We start from the raw sequence: 17,393 nt of genomic DNA on the forward strand, positions 1-17,393 counted from the left end.
ACCGACGGCGACCGGATGGAGAACGCCTATGCCACGCCTCCGTCGCCGGGCCCACCGTCGGCCGGATCGCGGGGATCGTCGAGGGGCCAGCCCTTGGCGGCCAGCCGCGCCCGCACGCGCTCGATGTCCTCGGCGCGGGGCAGCTCATCGGTGATGCGCGTGATCAGTACGCCGATGTCGACCTGATCGAACTCACCGCGGTTCATCAACACCCGTGCCAACGACTTGACTTCGTCATTGGTCAGGCGCCGGGACAGTAGGGCCAGCAGCGGAACCCGGTCGGTGGCGGGGACGCCGTCGGGATATCCGGCCTGCAGCCACGCCACGATCTTGGTGAGAAAAGCGTTCATGACGTCACCTCCAGATGTCCGGGACGTCCAGCGTCGTCCATGTCTATAGCCGCAATCCTGCGCCCCGAAACGGTAGCGGCGGCTGCGGCAGGCTCACCGACACGGTAGTACTCAGAGCTTTGAACAGCGCGTTGGCGGCGGAACCGGACCTCACAGGCCGATGAACTCTCAGTGAACACATTGAACAGAACTGCAAAAAGCCAGGTCGTGATCAGATTTGGGGGTCGCCGTAACTCGCTAAAAACGGCGGCGTTACACCAGAATGAGCGCCATGAGCGCAGAGCTAGTCATCCTGGGGCTGTTGATCGCAACAGCACTGGCATTTGACTTCACGAATGGATTTCACGATACCGGTAATGCCATGGCGACCTCGATCGCCACAGGCGCGCTGAAGCCCAAGACCGCGGTGCTGCTGGCCGGCGTCCTGAACTTGGTCGGCGCGTTCCTGTCAGTCGAGGTCGCCGTCACCGTCACCACCTCGGTGCTGAAGATTCAGGACAGTAAGTCCGGGCACCTCCTCAAGTCCATCGATGCGTCGACCGGACTCACCATCATCTTCGCCGGCCTCATCGGCGGCATCCTGTGGAACCTCCTCACCTGGCTGTTCGGCATCCCCTCCAGTTCGTCGCACGCGCTCTTCGGCGGACTGATCGGTGCAGGCCTGGCCGCGCTCGGCACCGCAGGGATCAACTGGAACGGTGTCATCCAGAAGGTCCTGATCCCCGCCGTCGCCGCCCCGTTCATCGCCGGTCTGGTGGCCGCTGTCGGCACCTGGCTGGTGTACCGAATCACGCGCAACGTCATCAAGAAGCGGCGTGAAGACGGCTTCCGCTGGGGCCAGATCGCCACGGCCTCGCTGGTCGCGCTGTCCCACGGCACCAACGACGCACAGAAGACCATGGGCGTCATCGCCCTGGCGCTCATCACCACCGGCCACCTCACCGGCGACGTGAAGAAGGACGGCCTGCCGTTCTGGATCATCGCCTCCTGCGCCCTCGCCATCGGTCTGGGCACCTACATCGGTGGCTGGCGCGTCATCCGCACCCTGGGCAAGGGCCTCGTCGAGATCGAGTCCCCGCAGGGCCTGGCCGCCGAGGCCTCCTCTGCCGCGATCATCCTGAGCTCCAGCGCCGCCGGTATGGCGCTGTCCACCACCCACGTCGCCACGGGTTCGATCCTGGGTAGCGGCGTCGGCAAGCCGGGCGCCTCGGTCCGCTGGGCCGTCGCCGGCCGCATGGCCATGGCCTGGCTCATCACGCTGCCGGCCGCGGCTCTGGTCGGTGCCCTGTCGTACTGGCTGTCCTACGGCCTGAAGTCCGCGACCGGTTCTGCACTGGTCGGCGACGGCACGATCTTCGTCATCCTGGTCGCGCTGTCGGGCTTCATGTACTGGCGGGCGCAGCAGCAGAAGGTCGACAGCAGCAACGTCAACGCCGATTGGGACGACTCGACCAACTCCGTGGTGCCGGCCGACGTCCGTGACGCCGCCGCCAAGTCGCCCGAATCCGCCGGCGTCTGATTCCCCGAGAACTGAACGAGAAGGAATCACTGATGAATTACGTGGAAGCCATCTTCAAGGTCCTCGTCGTGGGTCTGGTCCTCGGCGCCGGCCTGCCCGCCGTGTTCGCGGGCGGCCTGGTCGCCTACTCCAACGGAGCCGGCGGAGAGCACTCCGACGGGACCGTCACGGCGCCCAACCCCATCCTGAAGTACCTGGGTCTGGCGCTGTTCGTGCTCGTCGGAGCGGTGGTCCTGGCCGCGATCCTGTGGATCACGCGGTCGACGATCATCCACCACACCGGCGTCGACCTGTTCCCCTTCCTGAAGAAGTGAGCCTGTGAAAATGACCGAATCAAACGGATTGTTCGAAAACGTCCTGAAGTGGCTGCGGGCCGGATACCCCGACGGCGTGCCGCCGAAGGATTACTACCCGGTGCTGGCATTGCTGAAGCGCTCGCTGACCGAGGACGAGGTCGTCGATGCGGCGCGGTCCATCCTGCGGACCAACGACGGCGAGAACCCGGTTACCGAGGCGGAGATTCAGGCCGCGATCGCGAACGTCACCAACCAGGAGCCCAGCGCAGACGACATCCACCAGGTGTCAGCCCGGCTGGCATCGGTCGGCTGGCCGCTGGCCACGCCGGCGCGCTGACGCGCCGCACCACGCACCACACGAGACACCCGGAGCGGCTAGCTCCGGGTGTCTCGTCGTAGGGGGTGGGTGTCGGGCACCTGGACGAAGATCAAGGTGACCTGATCGGGGTCGGTGACGTGCAGCTCGTGCAGGCCCCACGGTTCCTGTTGTGCCGCACGGGAAATCGGCACGCCACGGCCTTCGAGTTCGGCCTGCGTCTGGTAGACGTCCCGCACCTGCAGCCACAGCGCGCCCGGGAACGGGGCGGTGGGACCGTCGTCGTCGCGGCCGTGGCCGGCGAGCTCGATGAGCGACTGGCCGGCGTAAAACACTGTGCCGGCGCCGTATTCGCGGGCGATGGCGAGGCCGATGGCGTCGCGGTAGAAAGCCACCGACTTCGTGTAGTCGGCGGGACGGATCAGGACGCGGCTGGCCAGGATTTCCATGGACTCACTCAACCGGTTGTGCGCGTTGACGTTTCATCATCTTGTCGACCACGCCGGGCACCAAACTGTTGAGCGCGTGCGCCGTCACCGCCATCCGGGGTGCGATCCGCACCGGGCGGGTCCTGGCCGCGGTGACCATCCAGTCGGCGGCTTCGTCAGCCGAGAGTCCGGGTAGCCCGTCGTAGGCGCGGGTCGGCGCGATCATCGGCGTCTTGACCAGGGGGTAGAACAGCGTGGTCGAGTGCACTCCGCTTGCGCCCCATTCGGTTTCGATGACGCGGCTGACGGCGGTCAGGGCTGCCTTGGAGGCGTTGTACACCGCGAACAGCGGCGACGACTCGTTCATCACGCCCCAGGTGGACACGTTGATGATGTGCCCGTCGCCGCGCTCCAGCATGCCGGGGGCGAAGCCGCGGACCAGTCGCAGCGGCGAGTAGTAGTTCAGTGCCATGGTGCGTTCGAGATCGTGCCAGCGGTCCAGGGATTCGGCCAGCGGCCGGCGGATCGACCGGCCGGCGTTGTTGATCAGGATGTCCACGCCGCCCAATTCGGCTTCGATGTCGGTGACCAGCTTGTCGATGGCGTCCATGTCCGAGAGGTCGCAGGGCCGCGCGATCGCGTCGCCTCCGCTGTGGGTGATCCGGGCGGCCACCTTGTCCAGCAGGTCGGCCCGGCGGGCCACGATCACGACCGTCGCGCCCAATCGGGCGAGCTTGGCCGCGGCCGCCTCGCCGATGCCCGACGACGCGCCCGTCAGCACGATGCGTTTCCCGGCCAGCTCCACGTCGCCCTGGCCCGACAATCGTTCGATCAGGGGTGGTCGCATGCCGGCGAGCAGCAGACTCTCGGTGACCCGGCGCAGCGGACTCTTACTCACGCCCCTGAGCTTAGGGGGCTCGGCGATCAAGCGGGCCAGATGTTCGTGTACACCAGGTCGTCGAGCGGGCGGGCCGTCGTCCAGCCCACGATCTCGAGTTCGGGGCGGTCCGGGAACTCCGGCACGGGACCGACGCACAGCACCGCGATCGGGTCGGCGCCGTCGGGCATGGCCAGCAGCGCGGCCAGCTCTGCCGGGTCGAACAGTGAAACCCAGCCCAGCCCAAGGCCTTCCGCGCGGGCTGCCAGCCACATGTTCTGGATCGCGCAGGACACCGACGCCAGATCCATGTGCGGCATGGTGCGCCGGCCGAAGATGTGGCGTTCGCGATCGTCGCCGAGGGCCACCACGAACAGCTCGGCGCAGTCGCGGATGCCCTCGACCTTGAGCGCCAGGAACTCCGCCTCGCGCGGCCCGAGGGCCTCGCCGGTCTGGATCCGCTCGGCGTCGACGAGCTCCTTGATCGCTGAGCGCATGGCCGGGTCGGTGATGCGCAGGAAGCGCCACGGCTGCATCAGCCCAACGCTCGGCGCCATGTGCGCGGCCTCCAGGATGCGGCGCAGAACATCTTCGGGCACTACGGAATTGGGCGTGAAGTGCCGCATGTCCCGACGTTCGGACATGACCCGGTAGACGGCTGCGCGTTCGGCGTCGGAGTAGCTCGGCTCGCTCACTCCGGGAGGCTAACAGGGATCAGCGGGAACCGATCGCGTCGGAGTGGTGGAACCGGCGGGAAGACCGGGCGCGTGGGCGGGAACGGGCGGGGAGCGCGAACCACGCCGCCAACGCCACGTTGTAGACGGTGAGAACCGCATAGAGCACGGTGTCGCGGGAGTCGAAACCCAGCGGGCCCGGGCTGTGATTGGACGTCGCCGCCACGCACACCGCCGTCACGACGAACCACCCGAGGGCGGCGATCCGGCTGAACATCGCCGCTCTCCGGCCGAACGAGGCGAACACCGTCAGCACGCCGACCACCAGCAGCAGCGAGCAGTGCAGCGGAGTCACCCGCAACCACATGATCGGGGCGCCGGCGGCGCCGAAATGCGGGTTGGCCATGGACCAGGCCAGGCCGGCGCCGCCGAAGACGCCCATCGCGAAGCCCTCGGCCCCCAGCGCCCACTGGCCGATCCGCGCTCGCGCCGCGACGTTCACGTGCCCAGTCTGACGCGAGGTGCCCGACATCGATACGCGCCCAAGCGGATACACAGCTCACTCATGGGAAAGCGCACAGCGACGTGTCGTCCGGCTGACCGACACGGCACCACTGAGGCCATACGTGCGGCTCAGAAGTAGCGCGGGAACTCGCTCCAGTCCGGGTCGCGCTTCTGCAGGAACGCGTCCCGGCCCTCGACCGCCTCGTCGGTCATGTACGCCAGCCGCGTGGCCTCACCGGCGAAAATCTGCTGACCCACCAGGCCGTCGTCGATCAGGTTGAAGGAGTACTTCAGCATCCGGATGGCCTGCGGCGACTTGCCGTTGATCTCGGCAGCCCATTGCAGCGCAACGGTTTCCAGGTCCTTGTGGTCGACGACCTCGTTCACCGCGCCCATCGTGTGCATGGTCTCGGCGTCGTAGGCGCGGCCCAGGAAGAAGATCTCACGGGCGAACTTCTGTCCGGCCTGCCGCGCCAGATACGCGCTGCCGTAGCCGCCGTCGAAGCTGCCGACGTCGGCATCGGTCTGCTTGAACCGGGCATGTTCCCGACTGGCCAGGGTCAGGTCGCAGACCACGTGCAGGCTGTGGCCGCCGCCGGCCGCCCAGCCGTTGACCAGGCAGATCACGGGCTTCGGCATGAACCTGATCAGCCGCTGCACCTCGAGGATGTGGAGGCGCCCGGCCCGCGCGGGGTCGACGGTCTCGGCGGTCTCGCCGTCGGCGTACTGGTAGCCGCTGCGGCCGCGGATGCGCTGATCGCCGCCGGAGCAGAAGGCCCAGCCGCCGTCCTTGGACGACGGTCCGTTGCCGGTGAGCAGGATGACGCCGACGTCGGGGCTCATCCGGGCATGGTCGAGCGCGCGGTACAGCTCGTCGACGGTGTGCGGCCGAAAGGCGTTGCGGACGTCGGGCCGGTCGAAGGCGATCCGGACCGTCGGCTGCGGCTTACCGTCCAGCACGTGGCGGTGGTAGGTGATGTCGGTGAGCTCACCGATCTCGGTCACCGGCTGCCAGAGCTGTGGGTCAAACGGATTGTCTGCGTTCACGCCTCGACCTTAGAGGCGACCTGGTTTCGCCCGCGCCACCCAGGGGTACTAGACAGGTGACAATAGGCGGCCGATGCCGGCCCGAATAGGAGAACCTCGATGAAGCGGTCTGCAGGAATGTTGGTGTCAGGTGTCATTGCCGGACTGGTGCTGGTCGGATGCTCGCCTGCCGTTCAAGGCGGCGACACCAAGTGCAAGGACTTCGTCGGAGCCGACGAGAAGACGCAGAACCAGGCCGTCAACAAGATGATCAAGGACCGCAAGGGTGCCGATCCGACGTCGCTGGAGGTGACGGGCACCCGCGTGTCGGCGCTGGCGTGGTGCCAGACCCTCGGCCAGCAGGACGCCCCGATCAAGGACGCGCCGCACCTCTAGTCGGCCGCCGAGCGTGGGGTTTTACGCGGAAATTCGGCCAGAATTTCTCGTAAAGCCCCACGCTCGCCGAGGTGCTAGACGGGATCGAACCGGAACACCGCGCAGCGGCCCGCCAGCGCCTCGAATTCGTCGGGGTTGGGGCCGGACACCAGGCCGGAGTTCTTCATGAACCCGACGCCCGTCTGCACCAGGATCGGGAACTGCCGCAACAGCGGACGGGCCTGCTCGGCGGGTACCTCGAACAGGCGGACCTCTTCGCGTTGGCGGCCCTGGGTGACGGTGGCAGTGGTAGCGGCCCGTGCGTTCTGCACCCAGTCGGCGTTCGGGAATCCGCCCACCACGTAGCGCAGGCCATCGACCTCGAATGGGGTGATGGGCGTCGACCGCGGTTCCCCGGACTTGCGGCCCGGCACGGTCAGCACCACGGGACCCTTGATCGGGACCACCCGCATGACCGCCATCATCACTTTGTTCATCGGCTTGAGCCACCATGGTGGCTTGAGGTTCGCGTCGCTGTCCTGGGCCATGGGCTCGAGGCTAGACGAGCCGCCGAAAGCGCGCTGGCGTGCTATGTTCGCCCAGCTGGAGGAGGGTTTCGATGTCTAATCAGTGGCCGCCGCCTGGTCAGTTCGGACCGGGCCAACCGTATGGGGGCGACCCGTACGGCGCTCCCGGCGTGCCGCCGAGCATGCCCTATCCGCAGTACCCCCAGCCGCAGTACCCCCAGCCGCAGTACCCGCAGCCGCAGTATCCGCAGCCGCAGTACCCGCAGCCCGCGGGTTACGGCGTGCCGATGCCGGCCGGGCCGTCCGGACCGTCGGGTGTGACGGCGATCATCGCCGCGGTGCTGAGCCTGCTCGGTGCGGTGTCGACGGCTTTCCAGGCGTTTTCCAGCTGGTACGTCGTCGCGACGTTGAGCTCGCTGACCGGCTCCTACGCGAGTGACACCCGATCCGAACTGATGGGCCTGACCAGTGCCATGGCCGTCGTGCAGACCATCGTGGCCATCGCGCTGCTCACTGGCGGTGTGCTGCTGGTCCTCGGGCGTTCGGTGGGCCGCTGGATCGTCATGGGCGGTTGCACGGTCGTGGTGTTGTCGAACGTGGTCGGCCTGTTCGCCTCGTTGACCATCCTCAAGCGGCTGGATTCCGCGCTGGGCAGCTACAGCGATTCGATGCAGGGCCTGGCCGGGCTGTCGGTGATGTCCGCCGCGGTGCCGATCGTGTTCGCGCTCGTCACCGGTGTGCTGGCCGCCCTGAACTCGACGCAGCAGTGGTGCCAGTGGAAGAGCGGTCGGACAACACCTGCCGCTCCCGCCGGTTACCCGGGCTACCCGCAGCAGTACTAACTACACGTAGCGGTTGCGCCCGGCGAACCAGCCGGCCGTCAGCTGCACGGCGTACACGCTGAAGAACAGCACGAACGGGACGTGCCAGCCGCCGGAGACGTCGTGCAGCAGCCCGAACAGGAACGGCCCGGTGCTGGCGAACAGGTAGCCGAAGCCCTGTGCCATGCCGGAGAGTTGAGCGGTGTCTTCGGCGTTGCGGGCGCGCAGCGCGATGACCGTCAGCGCCAGCGAGAAGGCGCTCATGCCGATACCGACCAGCAGGCTCCACAGGACCGGGGCCGCGCTCGGTGCGACGAGCAAGCCGATGGCGCCGGACAGGCCCAGCACGCCGAGGCCGACGTTCCACAGGCTCTGGTTGGTGCTGCGGGCGGCCAGCGGCGAGATCAGGAGCGCGATGGGGACGCCGATGAGCGACATCACGCCGGACATCACGCCGGCGGAGGTCTTGTCCATGCCGTTGTCGATGAAAATCTGTGGGAGCCAACCCATCATGATGTAGGCCAGGAACGACTGGCTGCCCATGTAGAGCGTCACCGTCCAGGCGAGTGGGTTCCGCAGCAGCGAGCGGCGCGCGGTGGTCTGGGCGGCGGTGGCGGCCCAGTCGGCGCGGTGCTGACGGGCGGCCGGGAGCCACAGCAGCAGGGCGGCCAGCGCGAGTGCCGCCCAGAGCGCCAGAGACGGACGCCAGCCGCCGACGGTGTGTTCGACGGCCGGGGTGACCGCGGCACCCAAGGCGCCGCCGGCCTGCAGTGCGCTGGTGTAGATGCCCGTCATCAGGCCGACGCGGGCGGGGAACGAACTCTTGATCACCACCGGGATCAGTACGTTCGCCAGCGCGACGCCGGACGAGGCGAGCAGGGTGGCGCCCAGCATGAGACCGCCGCCGCCGTACGGGCGCACCACCAGTCCGAGAGCCAGGACCAACAGGGCGACGGTGACGGTCCGGCCCAGGCCGAGTCGTTTGGCCAGCCACGGCGCGGTCGCTCCGGCGGCGGCGAAGCACAGCACGGGCAGCGTGGTCAGGATGCCGGCCCAGACCGACGACACGCCGAGTGCGGCGCGCATCTCGCCGAGCAGGGGAGCGACGCTCGTGACCGACGGTCGCAGGTTCAGCGCGGTGACGACGATGGCCAGCGCCAGCAGGACGCCGCTGGCGACGCGGGTGCTCGGGCTCGCCGGGATATCCGTGATCTCGATCGCGCCGTCGAGTTCGAGTGCCAGTTCATCCTCGTAACGGGCGTGTTCGGATCCGTTCACTACAGCACTCATCCTGCTATGATGACATACATCCTATGATTGGTTGAAAGGATGATTGCGTGGCGCTGAACACAGCCCGCCGTGCCGGCTTGGTCGACCAGGTCATCGAACAGCTCCGAGCATCGGTTGCCGACGGTGAATGGCCCGTCGGGCATCGGATTCCGAACGAGACCGACCTCGTCGAAGCGCTCGGCGTCGGCCGCAACACCGTGCGCGAGGCCGTCCGGGCGCTGGCGCACGCCGGCCTGTTCGAGGTGCGGCAGGGCGACGGCACCTACGTCCGCGCCACCAGCGAGATGTCAGGTGCGCTGAGCCGACTGTGCAGTGACGAACTGCGTGACGTGCTGCAGGTGCGCCGCGGGCTGGAAGTGGAAGGCGCCCGGCTGGCCGCCACCAACCGGACCGACGACGACATCACGACGCTGCGGCGGCTGCTGGAGGGCCGCGACAACGAGCAGCGCGCCGGGCATCACGAGGAATTCGTCCATGCCGACACCGAATTCCATTGCGCCGTCATGCGGGCATCGGGCAACGCCATGCTGGTCGACCTGTACCTCGGGCTCATCGAGGTCATCACCGCGAGCGTGTCCGTCATGAACGAGACGCCGGTGGAGACCGAGTTCGAGGACCATCACCGGCTGCTCGACCACATCATCGCCGGTGACGCTCAAGGCGCGGCCCACGCGGCCGCGGTGCTCTTCGACCGGCTGCTCGCCGAGTTGCGATCTACTCGCGAGCCGACATAAAACTGTCGTTCTGCGGCGAAAAAGGACAGTTTTATGTTCCCCCGCAAGCGGGAGGTACCCCCAGCTCGCGGAGGGAACTCTCAGCCGACGGAACGCTCTGAGCCGGCCCAGAACTGCGCTCGGACGGCCTTCTTGTCGGGCTTGCCGAGTGCCGTCACCGGCACGGCGTCGACGATGACGACCTGCTTCGGCGACTGCACCGAGCCCTTGCGTTCCTTGACGGCAGCCTGAATCTCGGCGGTCATCTTCGCGACGGCCTCGTCGGAGCGGTCGGCGTCCGGACGCAGCACGACGACGGCCGTCACCGCCTCGCCCCACTTCTCGTCGGGGGTGCCGACCACGCAGACCTGCGCGATCGAAGGGTGTTCGGCGACAACGTCTTCCACCTCACGCGGGAAGACGTTGAAGCCGCCGGTGACGATCATGTCCTTGGTGCGGTCGACGATGAACCAGAAGCCGTCCTCGTCCTCGCGGGCCAGGTCGCCGGTGTGCATCCAGCCGTTCTTGAAGGTGTCGGCAGTGGCCTCCGGCAGGTTCCAGTAGCCGCCCGACAGCAGCGGACCGGACACGCAGATCTCACCGACCTCGCCCTGCTTGACGGGCCGGCCGTCGTCGCCGAGCAGCGCGGTCCGCGCGAACAGCGTCGGGCGGCCGCAGGAGGTCAGCCGCTTCTCGTCGTGCTCGCCCTTGGCCAGGTAGGTGATGACCATCGGGGCCTCGGACTGGCCGTAGTACTGCGCAAAGATCGGGCCGAACCGGCGGATCGCCTCGGCCAGGCGCACCGGGTTCATCGCCGAGGCGCCGTAGTAGACGGTCTCGAGCGACGACAGGTCCCGCGTGTGCGAATCCGGGTGGTCCATCAGCGCGTAGATCATCGACGGCACCAGCATGGTGGCGGTGATCTTCTGCTCCTCGATCACCCGCAGCACCTCGGCGGGGTCGAACTTCTTGAGCACGATCAGCTCGCCGCCCTTGACGATGGTCGGCACGAAGAACGCCGCGCCGGCATGCGACAGGGGAGTGCACATCAGGAACCGCGGGTGCTCGGGCCACTCCCATTCGGCCAGCTGAATGGTCGTCATGGTGCTGATGGACTGCGTCGTGCCGATGACGCCCTTGGGCTTGCCGGTCGTGCCGCCGGTATAGGTCAGCCCGCCGACGTGATCAGGTGCCAGGTCGGCGGCCTTCAGCGGCTGCGGCTCGTACTTCGCGGCTTCGGCGGCCAGGTCGATGGCCGACCCGGTCAGTGCGTCGGGCACCGGGCCGATGGTCAGGATCTGCTTGAGCGACGGCACCTTCTCCAGCAGGCCGATGGCGCGCTCCACGAACGCCTCGGTGGGGTCGATGATCAGGGTCGTGACACCGGCGTCGCTCAGGACGTAGGCGTGATCGTCCAGCGAGCCGAGAGGGTGTAGTGCCGTGCGGCGGTAGCCCTGCGTCTGGCTGGCGCCGATGATCATCAGCACCTCGGGCCGGTTGAGGGCCAGCAGGCCGCTGCTCGCGCCGGAGCCGGCGCCGAGCGCTTCAAATGCCTGAATGTACTGGCTGATGCGGTCGGCGAGCTGGCCGCCAGTCAGCGTGGTGTCGCCGAGGAACAGGACTGGCTTGTCTTTGTTGCGCTTGAGGGCGCCGACCGTCAAATGCCCGGAATGCAGGGGATGGCGCAGCAGCTCGTCAGTCATGACCTAAGACTAGAACGTGTTCTAGTCCGTTGGTCAAGCCCTTGGAATTGACGCATCTCGAAACTCGCCGGGCCGACGCGGCCTAGCATCCATCTCATGGCCAGCCCTGCCGATCTCGTCATCGTCGGAAACATCCTGACCGTCGACCCGGAGCGGCCCACCGCCGAGGCACTTGCCATCACCGACGGCCGGATCGTGGCCATCGGATCGCGCGACGACATCCAGCCGTGGATCGGTGCTGACACCGAGGTGCGGGAGGTCGCCGGCTGCGTGCTGCCCGGGTTCGTCGAGGCGCACGGGCACCCGCTGATGGAGGCGGTGGTCCTCGGTGGCCGTATGGTCGACATCCGCCCGGTCACGATGCCCGACGCGGCCGACGTGGTGGCGGCGATCTACGCCGAGGTGGCCGCCCGCGGCGCCGACGGCGCCTACCTCAACGGCTGGGACCCGCTACTGCAGCAGGGCCTGCCGGAGCTGACGCGGGCCTGGCTGGATGAGGCGGCGCCCGACGGTCCGCTGGTGATCGTGCACAACTCGGGGCACAAGGCGTACTTCAACTCCGCTGCCGCGCGAGCCGCCGGGCTGACGCGCGACACCCCGGACCCACACGGTGCCAAGTACGGGCGCGACGCCGACGGCGAACTCGATGGCACCGCGGTGGAAACCGGCGCGGTGTTCCCGCTGGTGACGGGGGTGATGACGCCCGCGGACTACCCGGCGCTGCTGCTCGCCGAATGTGCCCGGCTGAACCGGGCCGGCCTGACGACGTGTTCGGAGATGGCGTTCGACCCGATGTTCCGGCCGGTCCTGGACCAGATGCGCGACAAGCTCACCGTGCGGCTGCGCACCTACGAGATGTCCACCGCGGCGCTGCACACCGATGCGTCACCCGACAACGGCGACGACATGGTCCGGCAGGCCGGCATCAAGATCTGGGTCGACGGGTCGCCGTGGGTCGGCAACATCGACCTGACCTTCCCGTACCTGGACACCGAAGCCACGCGCACCATCGGCGTGGTGCCCGGATCGTGCGGGCACGCCAACTACACGCGCGAGCAGCTCGCCGAGATCGTCAACACGTTCTTCCCTCAGGGCTGGCAGATGGCCTGCCATGTGCACGGCGACCACGGTGTCGACACCATTTTGGATGTCTATGAGGAAGCGCTGCGTCAACATCCACGCGACGATCACCGCTTACGGCTCGAGCACGTCGGCGCCATCACCCCGGCGCAGCTGCAGCGCGCCCACGATCTCGGCGTCACGTGCAGCGTGTTCGTCGACCAGATCCATTACTGGGGTGACGTCATCGTCGACGGTCTCTTCGGCCCGGAAAAGGGCGACGTGTGGATGCCGGCCGGGTCGGCGGTGGCCACCGGCATGCGGATCTCACTGCACAACGACCCACCCGTGACTCCGGAGGAGCCGCTGCGCAACATCAGCGTCGCGGCCACCCGGATCGCGCCCAGCGGACGCGTGCTGGCGCCGCAGGAACGGCTCACCGTCGATCAGGCCATTCGGGCACAGACCATCGACGCGGCCTGGCAGTTGTTCTCGGACAATGTGATCGGTTCACTGGAAGTCGGCAAGTACGCGGACCTGGTGGTGCTGTCCGCCGATCCGCGCTCGGTGCCGCCGGAAGCCGTCGCTGACCTGGACGTGCTCGCGACTTACCTGGCGGGACAACAAGTGTTTGCCAAATCCGACTGACCGGACGGCGCCACGTGGCAGGCTCAGCGCATGACTGAATTGTCGGCACCCCGATTCCTCGACGAACGTGTTGCCCACTGGGCAGCGACCAAGCCAGACGAAGACGCGATCACCTATCTCGGCAGGACCTGGACCTGGTCGCAGTGGAACGACCGGGTCCGCCGGCTGGCCGGCGCACTGTCCGCCTGGGGCATCAAACGCGGGGACGTGGTGTCGTTCCTCGACAAGAACCACCCGGCCTGCGTGGAGCTGACGCTGGCGGCGGCGTCGCTGGGTGCCGCGACAGCCATCATCAACTTCCGGCTGGCCGCCGACGAGCTCGACTTCGTGCTGAACGATTGCGGCGCAAAGGTTCTCATCGTCGGAGCCGAGCTTCGCGCAGCTGTCGACAACATCGCCGACAAGCTGACCGCCGTCGAACACGTCGTCAGCGTGACGCCCGAGGGCGGAGACGGCGACGAGTACGAGGCCCTGCTGGCTGGTGCGGCACCGGTGGGCCGCTCGTCGGACGTGGAGCCGACCGACGTCTGCATCATCATGTACTCCTCGGGCACCACGGGCCGGCCCAAGGGCGTCGCTCTCACGCAGGCCGCCATGATCGCGCACACGATCAACGCCTTCGAGGGCTGGGAAAGCAGCTCGGCGGACAAGAATCTGGTGGCGATGCCGCTGTTCCACGTCGGTGGTTCGTCCTACGTGCAGTACGGGTTGCACAACGGGGTGCCGAGCTACATGACGCGCGACGCCGACGGGGCGTCGCTGGCCGGCGGCATCCTCGCCGGCGCGAACCGGACCTTCCTGGTGCCCGCTGTGCTGGCGAAGGTCCTCGACACCGGCCCGGATGCGGTGAAGTTGTTCAGCGCCTTGAAGACGTACGCCTATGGAGCGTCGCCCATGCCGCTGCCGCTGCTGCGCCAGGCATTGCAGGCGTGGCCCGAGACGGAGTTCATCCAGGTGTACGGGCTCACCGAGGTGTGTGGTGTGGTGAGCCGGCTGATGCCCGAGGACCACCGCGCCGACAACGAGGAACGGCTGGTCAGTGCGGGCGTGCTGATCCCCGAGGCCGAGGTGCGGGTGGTCAACCCCGAGACCCTCGATGACGCGCCCGCCGGCGAACAGGGCGAATTGTGGTTCCGCACACCGACATTGATGAAGGAATACCTGAACCGGCCGGACGCCACCGCCGAGGCCATCACCGCTGAGGGCTGGTTCCGTACCGGTGACATCGGCCGCGTCGACGCCGACGGCTACATCTTCGTCGAGGACCGGCTCAAGGACATGATCATCTCTGGCGGCGAGAACATCTACTCCATCGAGGTGGAGCGCGTACTTGCCGAGCACCCCGCGGTGTCCGAGGTCGCGATCATCGGTGTGCCGGACGAGAAGTGGGGCGAGTCCGTGAAAGCTGTTGTGACGCTTGAGGGTGAGGTGACGGACACCGACCTGATCGCCTTCGCCCGGGAACACCTGGCCGCCTACAAGTGCCCGAAGACCGTCGACTTCGTCGACGACATGCCCCGCAATCCCACCGGCAAGATCCTGAAGAAGGAACTCCGCAAGCCGTACTGGGAGGGTCGGGACCGCGCGACCGTGTGAGGCACGATGGAGGGGTGCCTGCTCTGGACGAACTACTCGAGCGACTGTTCGTCGTCTCGCTGCCCATGCGGGTCCGGTTCCGCGGCATCGATGTTCGTGAAGTCGCGCTGATCGACGGGCCTTGTGGCTGGGGCGAATTCGGCGCGTTCGTCGAGTACGGGCCGCCCGAGGCGGCGCACTGGCTCGCGGCCGGCATCGAGGCGGCGTACGAACAGGCACCGGCACCGGTGCGCGATCGCATCCCGATCAACGCCACCGTGCCGGCCGTCGAGGCGGCACGGGTGCCCGAGGTGCTGGCCCGCTTCCCGGGCGCCCGCACCGCCAAGGTGAAGGTGGCCGAACCGGGGCAGACGTTGGCCGACGACGTGGCACGCGTCGAGGCTGTTCGCGCCCTGGTGTCCGTCGTGCGCGTCGACGCCAACGGTGGTTGGACCGTCGCGCAAGCAGTGGCGGCGGCGCACGCACTGACCGCCTCTGGGCCGCTCGAATATCTGGAGCAACCGTGCGCGACGGTGCCGGAACTGGCCGAATTGCGGCGTCTGGTCGACGTGCCGGTGGCAGCCGACGAGTCCATCCGCAAGGCCTCGGACCCGCTGCGCGTCGTGCGTGAACGCGCGGCGGACATCGCGGTGGTCAAGGTCGCGCCACTGGGCGGCGTGACGCGGCTACTGGCGGTGGCGGCGGAGATCGACATCCCGATCGTGGTGTCGAGTGCGTTGGATTCCGCGGTCGGCATGACGCGCGGGCTGCTGGCCGCCGGCTGCCTGCCGACGCTGCAACACGCCTGCGGGCTGGGCACCGGCGGGCTGTTCGTCGAAGACGTGGCCGCGGTGCCGCCGCCGGTCGACGGCTTCCTGCCCGTCGGCCCGGTGGTGCCTGACCCGGCCAGGTTGACGGGTTTGGCGGCCGCACCGGCGCGCCGGGACTGGTGGGTCAATCGGGTCCGGGAGTGCTACCCGCTGCTCGGCTAGGCCTACGGCCCGACCCTCGATGAAGGGCGGACTGCCACAGACTGCCTACGTATTGGTCGTCGGCGCGCGCGGTTGAGTTCCCGTGCCGGGAAAAACATTTCAGGTCGAGTGGCGAGGTCCGTCGATGCCCGGAATCTGCCCTGGCAGAAGACAGTTCGGGCTGGTACGGTGCGCATCTGTTGTCGTAGGCGGCGCGGAAACCGGTGTGAGTCCGGTGCGGTCGCGCCACTGTGATCATCCGTGCCGGCTTACCGCACGGATGGGAGTCAGACCCGTCCGCCTACATCGCCCACGACGGGGACGCGTGATCCCCAAGGAGGTCACCGTGTCCGAAGCAGGCGAATCCGCCGGAAATGTGTTCCGCCGAATGGTGCGGTCCTGGAACCGCAAAGACTGGCGGGAATTCGGCGCTTTGGCTGCCGCCATCGCGGCGTTGCACATCATAGGTTTCGGATCGTTGCTCGTGTTGGTTGCGCCGAACCACTACCAAGTCGGCACCCAGGTGTTCGGCGTCGGTCTGGGTGTCACTGCGTACACCTTCGGCTTGCGGCACGCTTTCGACGCCGACCACATCGCGGCCATCGACAACACCACGCGCAAGCTGACCGCCGACGGGGCCAAACCGAAGTCGGTCGGGTTCTGGTTTGCCATGGGGCATTCGATGATGGTGCTGCTGCTGGCGGTGCTGGTCGTGGTCGGAACCAGGGTCGCCGGAGAACTGCTCAGCGACGACTCGCCCGTTCGTCAGCATCTCGGTCTGGCCGGCACGCTCGCCTCGGGGCTGTTCCTATGGCTGATCGGCATCATCAACATCGTTGCCTTGATTGGCATTTGGCACGTTTTCCGGGGATTGCGGCGAGGCGAATTCGACGAAGCAGGTCTCGAGGAACAACTGAACAACCGCGGCTTCCTGGCCCGCATTCTGCGGCCGGTGATGAAGCGCATCAAGCGGCCGGTGCAAATGTTTCCGGTCGGGGTGCTGTTCGGCTTGGGTTTCGACACCGCGACAGAGGTGGCTTTGCTCGCGCTGGCCGGTACCGGCGCAGCTGCGGGCCTACCGTGGTTTGCCGTCCTGACGCTGCCGGTGCTGTTCGCGGCGGGGATGAGCCTCATGGACACCGCAGACGGGTTGTTCATGACCGTGGCCTATGACTGGGCGTTCGCGAAACCCGTCCGGAAGGTCTACTACAACCTCGCGATCACGGGACTCTCGGTCGCGGTGGCGCTGCTGATCGGGACCATCGAGCTCGTCGGGGTGCTCCACGACGACGTGGGCTGGGCCAATCCGTTCACCGACTGGGTCAGTGGCATCGATCTGAACAATGTCGGATTCATCATCGTGGGGCTGTTCGTGGCTACCTGGCTGGCGGCGGTCGGCTACTGGAAAATGAGCGGCGTCGAAAAACGTTGGGCCACCGCTGGCGACGCGTGAGCCGTTCCCGATGCCGGGTACGCAGACTCCCCTTACGGATCGACCGGAGGGGCATAAGATCCGTGCATGACCAGCAATGAGACCGAGCAGTCAACGGGATGCACCAACCCGAACTGTACTTGTGAAGACTGCACCTGTGGGACCGGCTGCACCTGCGGAACCGATTCCCCCGCCACCACTTGAGTACAGCCCCTGACGACACTCCCGCGGCGGCTGTCGTGGGTGTCGGAGCGTGTGGTCAGTGACTGTGGTGAGTCGGGGTCTTGGC

General features: G+C 67.4%; 19 protein-coding genes and 1 riboswitch. Of the genes, 10 read left to right on the top strand and 9 right to left on the bottom strand.

Annotation, left to right across the window (positions count from 1 at the left end; translation table 11 throughout):
* Window positions 1–26: 26 nt before the first annotated feature.
* A complete protein-coding gene (locus ACNO8X_RS08150; RefSeq protein WP_418004881.1) occupies window positions 27–350 on the bottom strand; it encodes a DUF3349 domain-containing protein in 324 nt (107 codons plus the stop codon).
* A 271-nt stretch (window positions 351–621) separates the two neighbouring features.
* Between ACNO8X_RS08150 and ACNO8X_RS08155 the strand changes: the two genes are divergently transcribed.
* The 3 genes from ACNO8X_RS08155 to ACNO8X_RS08165 are packed head-to-tail and all read left to right on the top strand — an operon-like array spanning window position 622 to window position 2,502.
* Entirely contained in the window at window positions 622–1,869 is a 1,248-nt protein-coding gene (locus tag ACNO8X_RS08155) for an anion permease (RefSeq protein ID WP_418004882.1), read from the top strand.
* Between the two features lie 32 nt (window positions 1,870–1,901).
* Window positions 1,902–2,183, top strand: a complete 282-nt coding sequence (locus tag ACNO8X_RS08160; protein WP_418004883.1) for a hypothetical protein — start codon at window positions 1,902–1,904, stop codon at window positions 2,181–2,183.
* A 10-nt stretch (window positions 2,184–2,193) separates the two neighbouring features.
* Window positions 2,194–2,502 (top strand): DUF3349 domain-containing protein, encoded by a 309-nt coding sequence (locus tag ACNO8X_RS08165; protein ID WP_418004884.1) that lies wholly within the window; start codon window positions 2,194–2,196, stop codon window positions 2,500–2,502.
* 38 nt (window positions 2,503–2,540) lie between these two features.
* Here the strand turns inward: ACNO8X_RS08165 and ACNO8X_RS08170 are convergent, their stop codons facing one another.
* The 5 genes from ACNO8X_RS08170 to ACNO8X_RS08190 all read right to left on the bottom strand — a co-directional run bounded on the left by ACNO8X_RS08170 (window position 2,541) and on the right by ACNO8X_RS08190 (window position 6,011).
* On the bottom strand, window positions 2,541–2,930 hold the full coding sequence (locus ACNO8X_RS08170; RefSeq protein WP_418004885.1) for a VOC family protein: 390 nt from the start codon (window positions 2,928–2,930) through the stop codon (window positions 2,541–2,543).
* A gap of 4 nt (window positions 2,931–2,934) precedes the next feature.
* Entirely contained in the window at window positions 2,935–3,807 is an 873-nt protein-coding gene (locus ACNO8X_RS08175) for an SDR family oxidoreductase (protein ID WP_418004886.1), read from the bottom strand.
* A 26-nt stretch (window positions 3,808–3,833) separates the two neighbouring features.
* Window positions 3,834–4,481 (bottom strand): 5,6-dimethylbenzimidazole synthase, encoded by a 648-nt coding sequence (gene bluB / locus ACNO8X_RS08180; protein WP_418004887.1) that lies wholly within the window; start codon window positions 4,479–4,481, stop codon window positions 3,834–3,836.
* Window positions 4,482–4,500: 19 nt separating this feature from the next.
* Window positions 4,501–4,962, bottom strand: a complete 462-nt coding sequence (locus ACNO8X_RS08185) for a DUF4383 domain-containing protein (RefSeq protein ID WP_418004888.1) — start codon at window positions 4,960–4,962, stop codon at window positions 4,501–4,503.
* 131 nt (window positions 4,963–5,093) lie between these two features.
* Window positions 5,094–6,011 carry a 1,4-dihydroxy-2-naphthoyl-CoA synthase gene (locus tag ACNO8X_RS08190; RefSeq protein ID WP_418004889.1) on the bottom strand — a complete coding sequence of 306 codons (918 nt, stop codon included), beginning with the start codon at window positions 6,009–6,011 and terminating at the stop codon, window positions 5,094–5,096.
* 99 nt (window positions 6,012–6,110) lie between these two features.
* Between ACNO8X_RS08190 and ACNO8X_RS08195 the strand changes: the two genes are divergently transcribed.
* Window positions 6,111–6,386, top strand: a complete 276-nt coding sequence (locus ACNO8X_RS08195) for a hypothetical protein (protein WP_166651259.1) — start codon at window positions 6,111–6,113, stop codon at window positions 6,384–6,386.
* A gap of 74 nt (window positions 6,387–6,460) precedes the next feature.
* Here the strand turns inward: ACNO8X_RS08195 and ACNO8X_RS08200 are convergent, their stop codons facing one another.
* Complete coding sequence (locus ACNO8X_RS08200; RefSeq protein WP_418004890.1) at window positions 6,461–6,913, bottom strand: nitroreductase/quinone reductase family protein; 453 nt, start codon at window positions 6,911–6,913, stop codon at window positions 6,461–6,463.
* Window positions 6,914–6,984: 71 nt separating this feature from the next.
* Here ACNO8X_RS08200 and ACNO8X_RS08205 point away from each other — a divergent pair, with 71 nt between their 5' ends.
* Window positions 6,985–7,734: a hypothetical protein gene (locus ACNO8X_RS08205; RefSeq protein WP_418004891.1), complete on the top strand. Its 750-nt coding sequence runs from the start codon at window positions 6,985–6,987 to the stop codon at window positions 7,732–7,734.
* On the opposite strand, the gene ACNO8X_RS08210 is transcribed toward ACNO8X_RS08205, so the two are convergent.
* Window positions 7,735–9,003 (bottom strand): CynX/NimT family MFS transporter, encoded by a 1,269-nt coding sequence (locus ACNO8X_RS08210; protein ID WP_418004892.1) that lies wholly within the window; start codon window positions 9,001–9,003, stop codon window positions 7,735–7,737. It abuts the gene before it with no gap.
* 47 nt (window positions 9,004–9,050) lie between these two features.
* On the opposite strand from ACNO8X_RS08210, the gene ACNO8X_RS08215 reads away from it, so the two are divergent.
* Complete coding sequence (locus ACNO8X_RS08215; protein ID WP_418004893.1) at window positions 9,051–9,737, top strand: FadR/GntR family transcriptional regulator; 687 nt, start codon at window positions 9,051–9,053, stop codon at window positions 9,735–9,737.
* A gap of 80 nt (window positions 9,738–9,817) precedes the next feature.
* On the opposite strand, the gene fadD8 is transcribed toward ACNO8X_RS08215, so the two are convergent.
* Entirely contained in the window at window positions 9,818–11,419 is a 1,602-nt protein-coding gene (gene fadD8 / locus ACNO8X_RS08220; protein ID WP_418004894.1) for a fatty-acid--CoA ligase FadD8, read from the bottom strand.
* 96 nt (window positions 11,420–11,515) lie between these two features.
* On the opposite strand from fadD8, the gene ACNO8X_RS08225 reads away from it, so the two are divergent.
* The 4 genes from ACNO8X_RS08225 (at window position 11,516) to ACNO8X_RS08240 (ending at window position 17,125) form a co-directional block, all read left to right on the top strand.
* The gene (locus ACNO8X_RS08225; protein ID WP_418004895.1) at window positions 11,516–13,126 is read left to right on the top strand and encodes an amidohydrolase; all 1,611 of its coding nucleotides are present in this window, start codon (window positions 11,516–11,518) and stop codon (window positions 13,124–13,126) included.
* 30 nt (window positions 13,127–13,156) lie between these two features.
* Entirely contained in the window at window positions 13,157–14,722 is a 1,566-nt protein-coding gene (locus ACNO8X_RS08230; RefSeq protein ID WP_418004896.1) for a long-chain-fatty-acid--CoA ligase, read from the top strand.
* Window positions 14,719–15,693 (top strand): o-succinylbenzoate synthase, encoded by a 975-nt coding sequence (locus ACNO8X_RS08235; RefSeq protein ID WP_418004897.1) that lies wholly within the window; start codon window positions 14,719–14,721, stop codon window positions 15,691–15,693. Before ACNO8X_RS08230 ends, ACNO8X_RS08235 begins: the two co-directional genes overlap by 4 nt.
* Window positions 15,694–15,837: 144 nt before the next feature.
* Window positions 15,838–15,988, top strand: a riboswitch (cobalamin riboswitch).
* A gap of 72 nt (window positions 15,989–16,060) precedes the next feature.
* Window positions 16,061–17,125, top strand: a complete 1,065-nt coding sequence (locus tag ACNO8X_RS08240) for a HoxN/HupN/NixA family nickel/cobalt transporter (RefSeq protein WP_418005820.1) — start codon at window positions 16,061–16,063, stop codon at window positions 17,123–17,125.
* The last annotated feature ends 268 nt before the right edge of the window (window positions 17,126–17,393 follow it).

This window comes from Mycobacterium sp. PDNC021, assembly GCF_048282635.1.
Lineage (GTDB): Bacteria > Actinomycetota > Actinomycetes > Mycobacteriales > Mycobacteriaceae > Mycobacterium > Mycobacterium llatzerense.